This window comes from Rothia sp. HMSC073B08 (assembly GCF_001812975.1).
Taxonomy (GTDB): domain Bacteria; phylum Actinomycetota; class Actinomycetes; order Actinomycetales; family Micrococcaceae; genus Rothia; species Rothia mucilaginosa.
In genome coordinates this window covers 137036-155043 of the sequence record NZ_KV811087.1, presented here as the reverse complement: position 1 = coordinate 155043, position 18008 = coordinate 137036, and the positions used below count along the sequence as shown (strand labels likewise).

At 61.2% G+C, this 18008-nt stretch carries 14 protein-coding genes; 1 reads left to right on the top strand and 13 read right to left on the bottom strand.

From position 1 onward, the window contains the following. Nucleotides 1-222 precede the first annotated feature (222 nt). Nucleotides 223-2169, top strand: coding sequence for an acyltransferase family protein (locus HMPREF2884_RS08870; RefSeq protein ID WP_070616861.1), 1947 nt, complete (start codon nucleotides 223-225; stop codon nucleotides 2167-2169). 200 nt (nucleotides 2170-2369) lie between these two features. Here the strand turns inward: HMPREF2884_RS08870 and HMPREF2884_RS08865 are convergent, their stop codons facing one another. The 13 genes from HMPREF2884_RS08865 to infB form a co-directional block, all read right to left on the bottom strand. Beyond that, entirely contained in the window at nucleotides 2370-3701 is a 1332-nt protein-coding gene (locus HMPREF2884_RS08865; protein ID WP_005507899.1) for a M16 family metallopeptidase, read from the bottom strand. Between the two features lie 25 nt (nucleotides 3702-3726). Next, nucleotides 3727-4773, bottom strand: coding sequence for an acyltransferase family protein (locus HMPREF2884_RS08860; RefSeq protein ID WP_168165216.1), 1047 nt, complete (start codon nucleotides 4771-4773; stop codon nucleotides 3727-3729). A 149-nt stretch (nucleotides 4774-4922) separates the two neighbouring features. Further along, nucleotides 4923-7142, bottom strand: a complete 2220-nt coding sequence (locus HMPREF2884_RS08855) for a polyribonucleotide nucleotidyltransferase (RefSeq protein ID WP_070616854.1) — start codon at nucleotides 7140-7142, stop codon at nucleotides 4923-4925. A gap of 393 nt (nucleotides 7143-7535) precedes the next feature. After that, nucleotides 7536-7805, bottom strand: a complete 270-nt coding sequence (rpsO, locus tag HMPREF2884_RS08850) for a 30S ribosomal protein S15 (RefSeq protein ID WP_005507098.1) — start codon at nucleotides 7803-7805, stop codon at nucleotides 7536-7538. 283 nt (nucleotides 7806-8088) lie between these two features. Beyond that, nucleotides 8089-9498, bottom strand: a complete 1410-nt coding sequence (locus tag HMPREF2884_RS08845; protein ID WP_070616852.1) for an amino acid permease — start codon at nucleotides 9496-9498, stop codon at nucleotides 8089-8091. Nucleotides 9499-9750: 252 nt separating this feature from the next. Next, a complete protein-coding gene (locus tag HMPREF2884_RS08840) occupies nucleotides 9751-10089 on the bottom strand; it encodes a hypothetical protein (protein ID WP_049344379.1) in 339 nt (112 codons plus the stop codon). 218 nt (nucleotides 10090-10307) lie between these two features. After that, nucleotides 10308-11201 carry a 5'-methylthioadenosine/S-adenosylhomocysteine nucleosidase gene (gene mtnN, locus HMPREF2884_RS08835; RefSeq protein ID WP_070616849.1) on the bottom strand — a complete coding sequence of 298 codons (894 nt, stop codon included), beginning with the start codon at nucleotides 11199-11201 and terminating at the stop codon, nucleotides 10308-10310. Continuing rightward, entirely contained in the window at nucleotides 11201-11659 is a 459-nt protein-coding gene (locus HMPREF2884_RS08830) for an S-ribosylhomocysteine lyase (protein ID WP_005507094.1), read from the bottom strand. The genes mtnN and HMPREF2884_RS08830 overlap by 1 nt, the downstream gene beginning before the upstream one ends. A 241-nt stretch (nucleotides 11660-11900) precedes the next feature. Beyond that, on the bottom strand, nucleotides 11901-12917 hold the full coding sequence (locus HMPREF2884_RS08825) for a bifunctional riboflavin kinase/FAD synthetase (protein ID WP_005507093.1): 1017 nt from the start codon (nucleotides 12915-12917) through the stop codon (nucleotides 11901-11903). 262 nt (nucleotides 12918-13179) lie between these two features. Further along, nucleotides 13180-13917 carry a DUF4345 domain-containing protein gene (locus tag HMPREF2884_RS08820; protein WP_070616847.1) on the bottom strand — a complete coding sequence of 246 codons (738 nt, stop codon included), beginning with the start codon at nucleotides 13915-13917 and terminating at the stop codon, nucleotides 13180-13182. 219 nt (nucleotides 13918-14136) lie between these two features. Next, a complete protein-coding gene (gene truB, locus HMPREF2884_RS08815; protein ID WP_070616845.1) occupies nucleotides 14137-15234 on the bottom strand; it encodes a tRNA pseudouridine(55) synthase TruB in 1098 nt (365 codons plus the stop codon). Beyond that, nucleotides 15235-15675 (bottom strand): 30S ribosome-binding factor RbfA, encoded by a 441-nt coding sequence (rbfA, locus tag HMPREF2884_RS08810; protein WP_005507090.1) that lies wholly within the window; start codon nucleotides 15673-15675, stop codon nucleotides 15235-15237. Between the two features lie 173 nt (nucleotides 15676-15848). Further along, a partial coding sequence (gene infB / locus HMPREF2884_RS08805) for a translation initiation factor IF-2 (RefSeq protein WP_246822791.1) occupies nucleotides 15849-18008 on the bottom strand: 2160 nt, incomplete at its 5' end.

The following is an 18008-nucleotide window of genomic DNA, read 5'->3' as shown; positions in this document are numbered from 1 at the left end:
GACGATGGGGCAGACGCTGTGACGTACAGCCTCTATTATCCCCGTGTGAGCGCGGTGCACGCCATCGCACACGCTGGGTGAGATGCCCTGCGGAACCTCAGCGGCATAAAAAGCGAAGTAATCTAACCGTCATACAAGCCGTTTAATACGTTATCTAAAGTTAGCAACCATATAATTAGGAAGTATTTCTATAATTTCCATCCTACGGAGTGCCTTGACAGTATGAAGTCCCTCTTTACCTCCTCCGTGCGTCCAGATGAGGCTAACCGGCGTTATATTCTGCCGGGTCTGGACGGTCTGCGAGCAATCGCTGTGCTCCTCGTGATGGTGTACCATTTCTGGCCCACCGTACTACCCGGCGGCATGATCGGCGTGGATATTTTCTTCGTCATCTCCGGTTTCCTGATTACCTCCCTGCTTCTGCGTGAAGGTGCTCTCACCGGCAAAATTGCCCTGGGCAACTTCTGGATTCGCCGTGCCCGCCGATTGCTTCCCGCCATTACCCTGCTGATTCTGGTCATGGGACCGGTCAGCCTGCTCATTGGCGGCGATATTCAGGTGAACCTCGGCCGACAGCTCGCCGGTGCGGCGACCTTCTCGTCCAACTGGATTTCCATTTTTGCCGGTAATGACTACTTCGCGCAGACCTCCCCGGAGCTCTTCACGAACTTCTGGTCCCTGGCGGTGGAAGAACAGTTCTACGTGGTGTGGCCGCTGCTGATTGTTGCGGCTGGTCTGTTGCTGCGCCGCCGCTGGCGTCGTTTTAGCGTGGTCATGGTGCTGGGTATTATTGCGTCGCTGAGCACCGCCACCGCTCTTCTGATGTCTGGCGCACCCATTAGCCGCGTCTACTACGGTACCGACACGCACCTGTACGGCCTGCTGCTCGGCGCCCTGCTGGCGTTCGCGCGCCCCTGGTCGCTGTACCCGCCGCTGCAGCAGTCCGTGCTGTACCGTGTGGCTCAGCCCTTCGGCCTGGTCGCGTTCGCCCGCGTCATGATTAGCTGGCTGTCCCTGTTCGCGCTGATTCCCTACGCAATTCTGGTTCCCGAGTCGGCACCCGGTGCGATTCCCTGGGGTCTGTTCGGCGCCTCCCTGCTGGCGCTGGGCGTGATTCAGGGTATGCTGCCCGACATGCTCGCTGGTGCCTCCGAGATGCTGCGCCGCCTGCTGAACTTCGCGCCCCTGCGCTGGGTGGGCGAACGTTCCTACGGCCTGTACCTGTGGCACTGGCCGCTCGCCGTGGTCATGCACTACCTGATGGGTGCGGACCGCTCCCCGCTGGTAAATGTGGGCGTTTTGGTGGCGACCTTCGCGATTGCGGAGATGTCGTACCGCTGGGTTGAGACCCCGATTCGCCGCTACGGTTTCCGCGGTAGCGCTAACCGTGTGGTGGCGGCTTTCCAGTCTTCACGCACTAGGCTCCTGCCGGTTTCGGTGGCTCTTGCCGTTGTTGTGGCTGCTGCTTCGACCGGCCTGGCGGTGCACACCGCTCCGGCGATGACTACCGCCCAGCAGTCCGTTGAGGACGGCAAGCGTGCCGCCGCTGAACGCCTGAAGGCTCGTCAGGAGGCGCAGGCTGCGAGCGCATCGGCAAGCCCGAGCGCTGCGGGTAAGGACGCGAAGGCTTCGGCAAGCCCCTCGGCGTCGAAGGCTGCAACCGGTTCCGTAAACTCTTCGCAGGTGACCATTGTGGGTGACTCCATTGTGGTGGCGGTATCCCCCGAGCTGTACGACAAGATGCCCGAAGCGTCCATCGATGCGGCTGAGGCACGCACCATCGCCAAGGCCCTGCCGATTATTAAGTCCATGGGTGCCAACGGCCAAATTCGTAAAACCTTCGTGCTGTCGGTGACCGCGAACTCGACCATTCTGGACGGTCAGCTCGACGAGGTTCTGGCGGCTATGCCTGCCGATTCTAAGCTGGTGCTGGTCACCGGTTACGGCCCGCGCAACCTGACCTGGATTGACTACTCGAACGGTAAGATTCGTGAGTTTGCGGCTCAGCATTCTGATCGTGTGATTATTGCGGATTGGAACTCTACGATCCGCCAGGCTCTGCAGACTCAGAGCGGTCTGCTGGCCTCTGACGGTGTTCACCCGGAGGCTGCCGGTCAGGAGCTCTATGCCCAGGTGCTGATGGAAGCTATTGCCAAGGCACAGAAGTAGCCCTGAGCAGTAGCTCTCAGAGGTAGCTTTTTCGGTTCTGCCGCTCATGCTGAGCGTCAAGAGCATGGGCGGCAGAGCGCCCGGAAGCACTTCTTGGAGGCATCTCTTTGATAGGTGCCGATACATACAAAATGCCCGTTCCCTCCCCCGATTTAGTGGGGTGTGGGAACGGGCATTCTGTACCTTATTCGCGTTGAGGGTTAGCGCACGATGGTGGTAATCATCTGCTGCTGCCCCAGGTACGCCGCCAGGTCACGAACCTCCTCCAGGGAGACCGCGCGGATCTTCTCCAGCAGCTCATCGGTGCTGGTGAACAGTCCAGAGTCCAGCTCGGCGCGGCCCAGGCGGGACATGCGCGAGCCCGAATCCTCGCTACCGAGCACGGTGGAGCCAGCCAGCTGGCCGCGGACCTTCGTCAGCTCCTCCTCGGTAATACCGGCGGTGGCGAGCTTATCGAACTCGTAGCCCATAACCTCGCGCACTTGCTCGGTCTTAGCGGGCAGGCAGCCCGCGTACATGCCGAAGTAGCCGGCATCCGAGTACGCGCCGGAGAACGCGAACGTGCTGTAGGCGAGACCGCGCTTCTCACGAATCTCCTGGAACAGGCGCGAGGACATGCCCGCACCGAACGCGCTGGTCAGCACGCTCATCGCGTAGCGGCGGTCGTCACCGGCGATAATGCTCGGGCAGCCCATCACAATGTTGGTCTGTTCGAAGCCCTTCTCCACCTCACGCAGCTCACTCAGCGGAACAATGCCGCTGTCGGTGCGTACGCGACGCGGTGCCGGTGCCACGCCCTCCTGCAGGTTCCAGCCGTAGCGGGTCAGCGCCTCCAGCACGAGGCGGACCATGGTGCTGTGCTCCAGCGAACCGGCGGCAGAGATGACCAGGCGGTCCGGGGTGTAGTAGCGCTTGTAGTGCTCCCACACGGCGTCACGCGGCACCTCAGTAATCTCCTGCGGGGTACCGCCGATGGGTCGGCCCAGCGGGTTCTCACCCATGAGCTGCTCCACGAAGTTTTCGAAAGCGACGTCGGTCGGGTCGTCCTGGTCCATGGCGATCTCTTCGAGGATCACGCCGCGTTCCTGTTCCAGGTGAGCCGGGTCCAGCAGGGCGTTGGTGACCATGTCGGTGATGACGTCCACCGCCATGGGCGCGTCATCGTCGAGCACACGCGCGTAGTAGCAGGTGTGCTCCTTAGCGGTCAGGGCGTTGGATTCGCCGCCTACCGCGTCGAAGGAGGATGCGATGTCCAGGGCGGTGCGGGTGCCGGTGCCCTTGAACAGCAGGTGCTCCAGGAAGTGGGTGGAGCCGAGCATGCCGGGGGCCTCGTCACGCGAGCCCACGCCCACCCAGAAACCGATAGACACGCCGCGGGTACCGGGCATCTTTTCGGTAATGACGCGCACGCCACCGGGCAGGATGGAGCGGCGCACCTCGTTGCCGCCCGCGCCCTCGTAGATGAGGCGGCCACGCTCGTAGTCGAGCTCCTCGGCAATGGCGTCAAGCTCGACGGGCAGGGAAATAGACATTCAGTGTCCTTCGATGTGAGTTCGGTTAGCTAATCTTTTGTTCGATGGGACGCGGCAGGGTAAAGAGCGGAATCCGGAGCTTTCGTGCGCAGTACCCCAGCAGCAGCGAGGCGAGGATCGCAAAGATCGTACCGCCCACCAGGAACAGAGGTACCGAGAAAAGACCAGACTTCGTCAGTACGAAACGGAAAGCGGCACCGCACACGATGTGCGCGATAAAGATTTCCAGGGAGTGGCGTCCCAGGTAGGCGAGCCAGCCGCTCCACGGAATCCGTGCCAGCAGGTAGGAGATCGAGAGCACCGCCAGCGACGACAGCAGGGAGGCGACAATACCGACAGCAATAGCTGCCGGGTTGTTCGCAAAGTACGGCACGACGGTCGGCGGAGCGGCCTGCACATTCACCAGGATGACGGTGTAGACAACCAGACCAACGACCGCGATAACGGCATGAATCGCCAGCGATACAGACTCCATCATAGCCTGGAACTTCTCGTGGCCAAGAGCCACGCCAAGCATGAAGAAGACCGCCAGGGAGATACCCTGCGTTCCCACGTAGTCACCGCTGTAGCCCCAGAACGCAACGGCAAGGATTGCGCATACCGCCACAATAACGTAGGCCTTGACGTCCTTCTGCCAGACGCGCCCCAGCACAGCGATGACGGTGACAATCATGAGCCAGGGGAAGAACCAAAGCTGCCCCTCAGGCTTCCACAGCTCCAGCAGGCTCATCACAGTCGTCTTATCGGAAGAATTAGACGGAAGTACAAGCTTCATACCCACCTGTAGAACCTGCCAAATGACATACAGGTATCCGAAGAGAACCAGACGTTTCGTCAGGTACGAGGAGGGAGTAGTCTTCAACGCTCCTCGCGACACGAACAGGCCGCTCAGGAAGGCAAAAACTACCAGGTGCCAGAAGTAAACCCCGTAATCCAGCATGAACTTGTAGGGACGCAGGGCCTCGGTGCCCAACCCTGACGCCCACATTCCTCGATGAATATGACCAAAGACGATCGCGATAATCGCGAGGCCCTTGGCAACGTCAATCGTCGTATCTCGTCGAGTCGACAATTCCGATATTCCTTTCATAGCGAAAACAGCAGTCTGCATTCTGTTGTTCTCTATCCTCATAAAAAAATGAGGGGCGCCCGGTGCATCCGGCGGGGAATGAACCGCACCGGGTGCGCCGAACGCCCCTCATCACTTAGCGGGGGTTACGACTACTCGTCGTCGCCACCCTCAACGACCGGTGCCAGCGAGAGCTTGCCGCGGTCATCAATCTTGGTGATCTCCACCTGGACCTTCTGGCCCACGGAGACAACGTCCTCAGCGTCAACAACGCGCTTGCCGCCGTTGAGCTTACGCATCTCGGAGATGTGCAGCAGGCCGTCCTTACCGGGGGTCAGCGAGATGAACGCACCGAAGTCGGTCACCTTCACCACGGTACCCAGGTAGCGTTCGCCCACCTCGGGAACCTGCGGGTTAGCGATAGCGTTCACTGCCGAACGTGCAGCCTCGGCGGAGGGGCCGTCAGCTGCGCCGATGTACACGGTGCCGTCGTCCTCAATCGAGATGTCTGCGCCGGTGTCTTCCTGGATCTGGTTGATCATCTTACCCTTGGGGCCGATGACCTCACCGATCTTGGCAACCGGGATCTTCACGGAAATAATGCGCGGTGCGAACTCGCTCATCTCATCCGGTGCGTCAATCGCGCTGACGAGCACCTCGAGGATGTGCAGGCGAGCCTCACGTGCCTGGGTCAGCGCGCCAGCGAGCACGGATGCGGGGATACCGTCGAGCTTGGTGTCCAGCTGGATAGCGGTCACGAACTCGGAGGTACCTGCAACCTTGAAGTCCATATCGCCCAGTGCGTCTTCCGCGCCGAGGATGTCGGTCAGGGCTGCGTAGCGGGTCTCGCCGTCAACCTCGTCAGAGACCAGGCCCATTGCGATACCTGCAACGGGTGCGCGCAGCGGCACACCGGCGTTCAGCAGGGACAGGGTCGATGCGCAGACCGAACCCATGGAGGTCGAGCCGTTGGAGCCCAGAGCCTCAGAGACCTGACGGATTGCGTAGGGGAACTCTTCGCGGGAGGGCAGCACCGGGGTGATTGCACGCTCTGCGAGTGCACCGTGGCCGATTTCGCGGCGCTTGGGCGAACCCACGCGGCCGGTCTCACCGGTGGAGTACGGCGGGAAGTTGTAGTGGTGGATGTAGCGCTTGGACTTGACCGGGTGCAGGGAGTCCAGCTGCTGCTCCATCTTGAGCATGTTCAGGGTGGTGATACCCATGATCTGGGTTTCGCCGCGCTCGAAGAGCGAGGAGCCGTGAACGCGGGGCAGGATTTCGACCTCAGCGGTGAGCTGGCGGATGTCGGTCAGGCCGCGGCCGTCGATACGGACCTGATCGGTGAGGATGCGCTGGCGCACCACGTGCTTGGTCAGGGCAGCGAATGCTACGGAAACCTCGTTGGAGCGCTCTTCGAATTCCTTACCTTCGCCGGTGAGAGCTTCCATGAGCTCTTCCTGCAGCTCGGCTGCTGCTGCTTCGCGTTCCTGCTTGCCAGCGATGGAGTACACCTCTGCCAGGCGGTCTGCTGCGAATGCTTCAACTGCTGCGTCGACGTCTTCGCCGTGGCCGCCGAAGAAGGGCAGTTCCAGGGCGGGCTTGCCTGCGCGAGCCACCAGGTCAGCCTGCGCCTTGCACAGTGCTGCGATGAAGGGCTTAGCTGCTTCCAGGCCTTCTGCGACGATCTCTTCGGTGGGGGCGGTCTGGCCGTCTTCCTTGATGAGCTTCCAGGAGTTGTCGGTTGCTTCTGCCTCAACCATCATGATGGCGACGTCTTCGGTACCGTCAGCCTTAGTGACGATACGACCTGCAACAGCCATGTCGAACACAGCATTTTCCAGCTGGGAGTACTTGGGGAAGCAAACCCACTGGCCGTCAATCAGTGCCATGCGCACGCCACCGATGGGGCCGTTGAACGGCGCACCGGACAGGGAAGTCGATGCGGATGCAGCGTTGATTGCGAAGGTGTTGTAGATTTCGTCCGGCTCGTAGGTCAGGACGGTCACAACGACCTGCACCTCGTTGCGGATGCCCTTGGTGAAGGCGGGGCGCAGCGGGCGGTCAATCAGGCGTGCAGCCAGGATTGCTTCGGTGCTGGGGCGGCCTTCGCGGCGGAAGTACGATGCGGGGATCTTGCCGCCTGCGTACATGCGCTCTTCCACGTCCACGGTCAGCGGGAAGAAGTCGAAGCCCTCACGGGGAGACTTGCCGATTGCGGTTGCGGAGAGCAGGGTGGTCTCGTCATCGATGGTGACGAGGACGGAGCCAGCAGCCTGCTTTGCGAGGCGGCCGGTTTCAAAGCGCACGTGGCGCTTACCGTGAATGCCGTTGTCGATTTCGACTTCAGCAAACTTGATTTCGGGACCTTCCACGGTTCCTTCTTTCTTCTTGGCAGGCCGTACGGCGCACGAGTCGGCCTTCGATAGGAAACCACGGCACCTCTCCCCCGCCTTTTCGTGTGCTCGACGTGTGTCGGCACGGTTGTGGGGGTGGTGTTGTTCCGTAATTCGCTACCGAGGACCGCGGCGTGTGTGCCGGCACGGCCTTCTGTTCTTTCTTTCAGGTGGGGCGGCGTCTTCTACCGATTTCTCGCTGTGAATCTCGCGTTGGAATCTAGCGAGCGGAAGATGCGCCCCTCAACGCGGCAGTACGGACGCGCTGGCGCTACCCGCCTCCGTGTTGGAGGGTTGGTAGTGCTGACAGCACGTCCGCACACACCGCCTAAAGGCGATTAATCACCACAAAAGCGTCAAGACGCTCCTGTTTTATCGGCGCAGACCCAGGCGCTCGATCAGCGAACGGTAACGCTCGATGTCGACGCTCTTCAGGTAGCCGAGCATGTTGCGGCGACGACCAACGAGGATCATCAGGCCACGACGGGAGTGGTGATCGTGCTTGTGGAACTTCAGGTGCTCGGTCAGGTCGGCGATACGACGAGACAGAACTGCAATCTGAACCTCGGGCGAACCGGTGTCGCCCTCGTGGGTTGCGTATTCCTTGATGATTGCCTGCTTGACAGCGGGATCCAGTGCCACTTTTAACTCCTAGAGTTAGTACCGCATACGTCCCGTACGGACGGTTGCCGCCGGGTGGTGGGCTTACGCCCTGTAATACACGTCGTCTACTGCGGACTGCAGACGCGTTCTTCCCATTCTACGCTACCGGGGCGCTTTCGTGGAAGGGTGAGCAGAACCCCGACGACAGGTAGCTCATCACACTACCGGTCGCCGGGCTTCACAGCCGGGTTCTCACGCAGGGTTCTCACGCCGAGTCCTCGCACCGGGCTCTACGTTTATTCGGTGTCTGTGCTTCTGCTCCCTATGCTTCTGCTACTTCAGTACGAGCGCGCACCACCACGAGGCGGTAGTAGCCCAGCAGGAACAGGCACCAGATTGCGCCCATCACCAGCGCCAGCTGGGTGTCGGCGAAGCAGCCGAAGAGCACCACGATAAAGATCATGAACGCCAACGCCAGGTAGCTCAGCCACAGGGGCTGGCGTACCGGCTGCGCCTCGGTATCGGCGCCACTGCGCTTGAACGCGATGTGCGCCAGCAGAATCATGACCCACACGAATACGGTCGCGAAGGTTGCCAGGGAGGCGACCACCTCGAACGCGTTCTCGAAGAGCACGTTCACGATCACGCCGACCGCCATGACCAGCACCATGATGAGGGTGGTCATCCAGGGCGCACCGTTCTTGGTAACCTTCGCAAAGGAAGCCGGCGCCAGGTTCTGCTTCGCCAGGCCGTACATCATGCGGCCGGCACCGTACACGTCCGCGTTCAGCGCAGAGATGGCGGCGGTAATGATGACCACGTTCAGAATTGAAGCAGCAGCCGGAATGCCCAGACCTTCAAAGATCTGCACGAACGGCGAGTTCGCCTTGGTCACCGAGTACCAGGGGTACAGGGACATGATGACCGACAGGGTCAGAATGTAGAAGATGAGGATGCGGAACGGCACCGTGCGAATCGCCTTGGGAATCGAGGTGCGCGGGTCCTTCGCCTCACCGGCGGCAATACCGATGTTCTCAATACCGCCGAACGCAAACATCACCACGGTAAAGCAGGCGAGGAAGCCGGTAAAACCGTTCGCGAAGAAGCCACCCTCAAGAGCCCAGAGGTTCGTGACGGAGGGCGCCACGGAGTCGTGTGCCTGCACACCCACGAAGAGCAGGGCGATACCGCCAACAATCATGGCGATAATGGCGCTGACCTTCACGAGCGTGAACCAGAATTCGGTCTCACCAAACGCATTGACCTTCGCCAGGTTAATAGCGAGCAGAATCAGCAGGACCGAGACAATCCAAATCCAGGAGGGGCTGTTCGGGAACCAGAACTTCATGTACACGGCAAAGGCGGTGACGTCCGCAATGGCGACCAGCGCCATCTCCAGGGCGTAGGTCCAGCCGGTCACAAAACCAGCCCAGCGTCCGAGGTAGCGGGTGGCGTATTCGGAGAACGCTCCGGAGACCGGGTGCGCCAGGGCGAGTTCGCCCATTGCGCGCATCACCATGAACACAGCCGCGCCGCCAATAACGTAGGCAAGCAGCACGGAGGGGCCCGCCAGCTGAATGGCGGATGCCGAACCGTAGAACAGGCCGGTGCCGATGGCGGAGCCGAGGGCGATGAACATGATGTGGCGCAGGGAGAGTCCACGCGCTAGCTGCGGGCTCTCGGAGGCTACTGCTCCCTGCTGTACCGGGGATGAGTCCGGAGTGGTATTCATCTTCTTCTTTTCCTTTACCTCGTGGGGTGTACCCGCCGGTGGCGGGGAAACTTATCGGGTGGTGCCGCAGCTCAGCAGGCGGCTGAGAGCGGTACCGGTTGATTCACTCCCCATCGAGTGATGGGGCGTTGCGCGGAAGGTGTTGCCTTCGCGCGTCGCCCCATCGCATCCCCACCCAACCGGTACGGTGGGAGGGAACGCAAAAGACGGCGGGAAGGCAACGTTGCCTTTCCGCCGTCTTTTCGTCAAAGACTACTTCTGTCGCTTACGTCCAATGACGATAGAGCACAGAGCGGTTGCAGCAGTCACGGTGTAGACTGCAGGCCACGCGCCAAGCTTCTTGGCGAGCGGATGAGCGGCGCCGAACGCGCCGAGGTAGACAGCGGTGAGGAAGGTGGCACGGCCTGCGCCAGCCTTACGCTTCCAATTCTTGTAAGCCACGGCACCGCACAGTGCCAGGATAGCGCCACCGAGCGGGCGGATGCCGGTGCTAGATGCAACCTTGTAGCCACCGAGCAGACCGGTGACGGAGGCGAGAGTCGGGCAGAACTTCACGACGTACTCCTCTGTGAGATCGGACAGTTTCCTCATTCATAGTACTCCACGACACACAGAATGTATATTCACCGCGGTTAATATTTCTGCGTTTCTTACGGACCGGGTACATCAGGTGCCGGGCAATAGAGGAACTGGGGTACAAAAACCAGTACAAAAAGACCAGCACAAAAATGCCGGGGCGTAAACCCGTCAGGTTCACGCCCCGGCACTTGGCGCATGCGAGCTCACATCGTGCCGCATGCTCTAGAGCTTTAGAGAGCCAGCTCCAGTGCCTCCAGCTGCGCCTCGGTCCACAGCTCAGCAGCCAGCTGCAGAGCGTAACGAGCCGAACGAGGAGCCACCACGTCCACGGAGAGATGGAAGTCCTGGTCAGCCTCCGGGCCGCACAGATCAGACACGCAACGCACTCCGATAAACGGAATCTCGTAGTTGTGGCAGACCTGCGCAATAGCGGTGGTCTCCATGTCGGTGCTGATGGCGCCCTCGAACGCCTCGCGGGTGTCCTTCACGTTGTGGGCGGTTACGAAGGAGTTGCCCGCCAGCATCTGGCCGCGGCGCACCTCCCACGCGCTCTCAGCCTGCTCACGTACCGGTTCCAGTGCGGCGAGCGCATGCTCCAGAGCATCCTGCCACTCGTCCGCCTGGCCGTCGTAGCTTTCGGGCATGCCCGGAACCTGGCCGCGCGCGTAACCGAACGCGGTCGCGTCGGCGTCAGTGTAGGTGTAGTTCTCGCCAATCAGCACGTCGCCCACGTTAATGCCGCGAGCCAAACCGCCGGCGGTACCTGCGCTGATGACGCCCAGGCAGTTCGAGGAGTAGCTAATCGCCTCGGTGACGGCGCTCGCCGCGTTCACCAGACCAATCTTGGAGCGAACCAGCAGCAGCGGAACCTGGTCCTCGCCCACCTGCAGGTAACGCGGGTGGAATAGTGCGGCGCCCTCGGTGAAGGACGGCTGCAGCTCCTCGGTCACCTTCAGGAAGGGTGCAAGCTCCTCATCCATAGCCACCTGAATGATGATGGCGTTGGACATGCCGTCCATCAGCTCAAACATGCTGTTGAATGCCTCAGCCGGGTCGAAAGCGTTCGGGTCAAAGTCCACCGGGTTGAAGGCGGATGCGAAAGCGTCAGGGATCTGTGCGCTCATTATGCCATCACCTGCGCCCACTCATCGCGTGCCGCGAGGAACTCGCGAGCCGCAGCCTGCGCGCCTTCGAGGGTGTGGTTGGCGCCCCAACCGCACTGCACCTCGTTCGCTGCCGGAACCTCGGTCGCGTTGAGGATATCGTTGAGGGTTGCTTCCAAGATGGGGAAGAACTCCTCGGGCTCCAGGCCCAGGGTCAGCGCGTAGAAACCGGTCTGGCAGCCCATCGGGGAGAAGTCAATCAGACGGTCGGTGTGGTTGCGCATGTGCTCGGCGCTCAGGTGCTCGATGGAGTGCACGGTCGGCATTTCCAGGTGCGCGGTGTTCGGCTGGGTGAAGCGGATATCGTACTTGATGAGGGTGTCGCCACCGGGCAGGACCTTGCGGTCTGCGATACGCACGTAGGGTGCTGCTACGGCGCGGTGGTCGAGGTTGAAGGATTCGACGTTCATTTTTTCCATGACTCTATCTTCTCTTAAAACGGGGACGACTAAAACAGGGGTGCCTCACGGGAGGCGCAGAACGTCAAGGCGTGCGGGGCACGAGGTTTCGTCGGAAGGCGCAGGCGGTCAGGTGTGAAGAAGGTGCCCGCTTTTGCTCATCCGGTCGGGCACGCAAAAGCCCCGGCGGCAGATCCAAAGATCTTACCGCCGGGGCTTCAAAGCCGTTAAAGGCAAAAGCTATAAGCGCAGGATATCGCTCTTAGAAGTGGGGATGCTTCACTTCCGCCTGCACCGGGCACTCCGGCGGGCAGTAGTTCTTCGCGTCCTCAGCCAGCACCTCTCGGGTCTGCACCACGTCATCGTTAATCTGCTCAATCAGCGCCTCAACACCGGTGTACGCCACCATGGGGCGCAGACGCTTCACGAACTCAATCAGCACACGCTGACCGTACAGGTTGAAATCCTCCACGCGCTCTTCCGGGCGGTCAATCACGTGCGCCTCAACCTGGCGGTGCTCAATACCGTCAAAGGTCGGGTTCGTACCCACTGAAATAGCGGAGGGGTGACGGTTACCGGACTCGTCCACGAGCCAGCCGGCGTACACACCGTCTGCGGGAATCAGGCCGCGCGCCTCAAGCTCAAGGTTCGCGGTTGGGAAGCCCAATTCGCGGCCGCGCGCCAGACCGTGCACGACCTCACCAGCCATCATGTGGTGGCGGCCCAGCAGCTCGGTTGCGGCGGGCATATCGCCCTCTAGCAGTAGCTGGCGGATGCGGGTCGAGGAGCAGCGGGTGTTCTCATCCACCATCAGATCCTCAACGACCACGACCTCAAAGCCGTACTTCTCCCCCAGCTCACGCATGGTGTTCAGGTCGCCGGAGTTGTTCTTACCAAAGCGCACGTCGTCACCGATGACCACAAAACGCGCGTTCAGCGCATCCACAAAGGTGGACTTCACGAACTCCTCGGGGGTCTGCGCAGCGAACTCCAGGTTGTAGTTCAGCAGCAGGTAGTCGTTCAGACCCAGCAGGCACATGAAGTAGCGGCGCGAGCCCTGACCCATAATGTCGTGGTGGGCCGCCTCGGGACGGTGCACCTGCATCGGGTGCGGGTCAAAAGAGACCGCGATAGAGCTCAAACCGTGCTCTTCAGCAAGGGAGACCACGCGCGAAATCACGCGGGCATGTCCACGGTGCACGCCGTCAAAATTGCCGATGGTCACGACCGAGGGGCCGTAGCCGGCGGGGACCTCGCTCAAAGCGGTGTAGAGGGTCACGGGCTCTCCTGAAAAAGATAAATGTACCTAACCATCCTAGACCACAGGCGGCAGGATGCAGAATTCAAAACGGGAATCAACAGGGAATGGAACGGCGCCCCTCGCAGGCGGTGCCTTCTCCCCTACCTTTGCGGATACGGCAGGGTATCTGACACGCAACTGTGCAACCTCCGCACCTGGAAAATCCATGTGCAGCACCCGCCCATAAGAAAGCCCGGGCAGGCACCCCACCGTGCGGCAGGAACCTTCCCGGGCGTTACGACTACTTACGAGCCTGGTTACGAGAAGCCTTCAGCATCTCCTCGCGAATCTTATTGGACTTGTTAATCCAGCCGTACCACACCAGCAGGCACGGAGGAATCACAAGCTCAGTCACCATCAGCACAATCAGCGACCAGTGCGGGGTGCCGAAGAACGCCCACGACAGGATACGACCCACGCCGCCCAGAAAAACCACCAGGCAGGAGAACGCGAGCATGTTCACCCACTTGAACTTCACGGCAATGAACACGAAGGACAAGCCCACACCCACATAGGTTGCCGCGAAGAACACATAGTTCGACTGCACCGAGGGGTTCGCAAAGTCCTGAGGCGCATCCGGAATAACGCGGATACCGCCCAGAACCTGCCACACACCGTACGCAATCATGAACAGACCGTACAGCGCCACCGCCGCACGGAACGCCGCACGGTTCTGAGGCTTAGCCGCCTCCTCAATGCTCTTGGGGCGGGCAAACGCCTCGCGGGTTGCCTTCTTCTCAGCCTTCTTATCGGCCTTCTGCGACGCCTTATCGCCGGACGCCGGTGAGGCTACACGAACACCCTCGGGTGCCTTCGCCGCAGAAATGGGCTCAGCACTCTTAGCACCGGCAGTCTTCGCGGTACCGCTCTGAGCAGTAGCCCCGGTTACGGTAGCTTCAGCCTGTGCAGACTCCACGCGGGGCACCGGCGCGGTACGAGGCTCACTCGCCTTCTTAGCAGAGCTCTGGTTCTCGCTCATCTTCTCTCCTTCAGCAGGGCCGGGCGGCACCCGCACGAGTAGTCATGTGTGTTCAGGGATGTTTACGTTAGCGTGTTGAATGAATAGGGCGCACATTCGGTAGGGCGCACGTTCAATATGCGCTGAATCAATCAGGATTGAAGGATTCAGTTTTGGGCAAATCAGCTTTGGGTAGGCGCAAACACCGAACCCTCTTCGCCTATCATAAGCCTTCAACGCCTAGTTGAAGGAACGATTCGCCTCAAAAACCAGCACCGGGGCGGCCTGCACCTTCCCGCGCTGCTTCTTATTCTCCAGGAGGGCAACCAGGGTACCGTCCGGGGCGAAGCCCGCCACAATACCCTCAACGCTGGCATGCTGCACCGCGCCGGACTCATCCGCGCTCGCGTGCACGGAACGCTTCACCACAGAACCGTCACCGCTGGGGCTAATACGGCGACCGTAAGAAATATCGCTCGCCTCCGCGGCAGAGAGCTCACGCGCACCAAAGATGCGGCGTGCCGCCTCCTCCAGGGGAAGCAGCGGCAAATCTTCCAGCGGTGCCTCGGACTCTTCACGGCGCTGCTTCAACTGCGCCAGATCGGCGGCATCCTCAAGCACCACCGCACCCACACGGGTACGGCGAAGAGCCGTCAGGTGGCCACCGGTGCCCAGAATTTTGCCCAGATCACGCGTCAAGGCACGAATATAGGTGCCCGAAGAGCACGAAACCGTCACCTTGCAGTCAATCACGGGAACCGAGGTTGCCGCGTGTTCGCCCTCGTTCTCGGGGTCCTCAATCACGTACTCGGCAAAACCAGGGTTGATGGAATGCACCGTGAACTCGCTAATCGTCACCGGACGCGCCGCCAACTCAACCTGCTCACCGCTACGCACACGGGCATACGAACGAACACCGTTAATCTTAATAGCGGACACCGCAGAAGGAACCTGCAGAATATCGCCGCTGAGCTGCGCCACAGCCTCCAGGATGCGCGCACGCATCTGCTCAGCGTCCAAACCGGTCAGCGCCTCAACGGCATCCGGATGCGCGGCAGTGTGCTCACCCTCGGCGTCCTCCGTCAGCGTCTCAATGCCCAGGCGAATCGTCGCGTCATAGGTTTTATCCTGACCGACCAGGTAGGTCAGCAGCTTCGTCGCCTTATTGATGCCCAAAATCAGCACGCCGGTCGCGGCGGGATCCAGCGTACCGGCGTGACCAACCCGCCGGGTGCCAGCAATACGACGCATCTGAGAGACCGCGTCGTGGCTGCTCATCCCGGCGGGCTTATCAATGACCATCAGGCCGGACGGGCCCTGAGGTTGCTTCTTCGCCACTTAGGCGTCCTCACCCTCGGCAGGCTCATCCTTCTTGTAGGGGTCAGCCTCACCAGCGTACTCGGCACCCTCAGCTGCAGCAGCCAGGGCGGCGTCGCGCTCGCGAGTCTCACGCAGAAGCGCCTCAATGTGGAAGGCGTTCTCGGGAACCTCGTCAGCGACGAAAGTCAGGGTGGGGGTCAGGCGGGCAGTAATGTTCTTACCCACCTCAGCGCGCAGAATACCCTTAGCGGATTCCAGCGCCTTCTTGGTGTTTGCGGCGTCCTCTTCGGAACCGAACACGGTGTAGTACAGGGTTGCGTGCTGCAGGTCGTTGGTCACGCGGGCATCGGTAATGGTCACAAAACCGAGGCGGGGATCCTTAACACGACGCTCCAGCGCCTTCGCCACAATTACCTTGATGCGGTCGGCAAGTCGTGCCGCGCGGGCTGCATCAGCCATGTGTTTCTCCTTGAAATATCGTGGCGCCTTCCGCGAACACTCGGGGTGTTACGGAGGCGTTCCAGGTAATGCGGAAGCGCCCGCCCCGCCAGCGTCCGCCCCGCAGGCTCCAGTTTTAGAAGCCTACGGGTGCGGGAACACTAGCGGGTGACGGGCGCATCAGCGTGTGAGTCTTAGACACGCGGCTTTTCGCGCATCTCCCAAGTCTCGATAATGTCGCCTTCCTTGATGTCGTTGAAGGAGCCGAGGCCAATACCACACTCGAAACCTTCGCGAACCTCGGTAGCGTCGTCCTTGAAACGGCGCAGCGACTCGATGGTGAGGTTGTCTGCCACCACGGAACCGTCGCGCACCAGGCGTGCCTTGGCGTTGCGCTTGATGATGCCGTTCTTGACGATCGAACCTGCGATGTTGCCCCACTTGGAGGAGCGGAAGACCTCGCGGATCTCTGCGGAGCCGAGCTCCACTTCCTCGTACTCGGGCTTGAGCATACCCTTGACGGCCTGCTCAATTTCCTCAATCGCACGGTAGATGACCGAGTAGAACTTCATCTCGACGCCTTCGCGGTCGGCAAGTTCTGCAACGCGCTCTGCCGGGCGGACGTTGAAGCCGATGATGACCGCGTTGTCCACGGTAGCCAGGTTCACGTCGTTCTGGGTAATAGCACCCACACCGCGGTGGATGACGCGCAGCTGAACCTCGTCGCCACCGGCGTCGATCTTCATCAGGGACTCTTCCAGCGCTTCGACAGCACCGGAGACGTCACCCTTAATGATCAGGTTCAGGGTGTCCATCTTGCCCTCAGCCACAGCGGCGTCGAAGGACTCGAGGGTCACGCGCTTACGACGCTTAGCCAGCTGAGCGTTACGATCAGCAGCCTCACGCTTCTCAGCAATCTGACGAGCAGTGCGCTCTTCCTCGGTGGAGAGGAAGGTGTCGCCTGCACGAGGAACGGTGGACAGACCCAGCACCTGAACGGGGCGGGACGGGCCAGCTTCCTTCACAGCCTGACCGTTCTCATCGAACATTGCACGAACGCGACCGTGAGCAACACCGGCAACGATAGCGTCACCGACGTGCAGGGTACCGGACTGAACCAGGACGGTGGAAACCGCACCGCGGCCCTTGTCCAGGTTTGCTTCAATAGCAACGCCGCGTGCTTCCTTGTTCGGGTTAGCGGTCAGTTCGAGCACGTCAGCGGTCAGGGTGACAGCCTCAAGCAGCTCGTCGATGTTGGTGCCGTTGCGAGCGGAGACGTCCACGAACATGGTGTCGCCACCGTACTCTTCGGGGATCAGACCGTACTCGGTGAGCTGGCCGCGGATCTTGTCCGGGGACGCGCCTTCCTTATCGATCTTGTTCACAGCAACCACGATCGGCACGTTAGCTGCCTGTGCGTGGTTCAGTGCCTCAACGGTCTGGGGCATAACGCCGTCATCAGCTGCGACCACGAGGATTGCCACGTCGGTGACCTTCGCACCACGGGCACGCATAGCGGTGAACGCCTCGTGACCGGGGGTATCGATGAAGGTAATCGCGCGGTCTTCACCCTCAACAGTGGTGTGGACCTGGTATGCACCAATGTGCTGGGTAATGCCGCCGGCCTCACCCTCAATGACGTTGGTGTTACGGATAGCGTCCAGCAGGCGGGTCTTACCGTGGTCAACGTGACCCATGACGGTAACAACCGGGGGACGAACCTCCAGGACATCCTCGCCCTCAGCTTCTGCTTCGGCTTCGAGGTTGATGTCGAAGGACTCGAGCAGCTCGCGCTCCTCATCCTCCGGGGAAACGATCTTGATGACGTAGCCCAGTTCGGCACCCAGCAGCTCGAAGGTCTCCTCGTCCAGGGACTGAGTCTGGGTAGCCATCTCACCCAGGTGGAAGAGAACCGTAATCAGCGATGCCGGGTTTGCGCCAATCTTCTCAGCGAAGTCCATGATGGACGCGCCACGGCGCAGACGAATCTCGGTCGAGCCGTCGCCGCGAGGAACAACCACGCCACCGGGTGCCGGTGCGTTCAGCTGCTCCTGCTCATGGCGGCGAGCTGCCTTGGACTTGCGGCCCTTACGCTTGGAGCCGCCGCGACCGAACGCACCCTGTGCATTACCGCGACCGCCGGGGCCGGGACGACCCGGACCGCGGTTGAAGCCGCCGGAACCGCCGCCGCGACGTGCGCCGCCGCCGTTACCGCCACCGTTGTTGGAACCGGACGCGCCGCCACCAACGTTGGAAACCTTGGGCATCATCGAGGGGTTCGGGCGTGCGCCGCCGCCACCAGCCGGACGGGGTGCACCGGGACGTGCGCCACCTGCGGGGCGGGGACCGCCGTT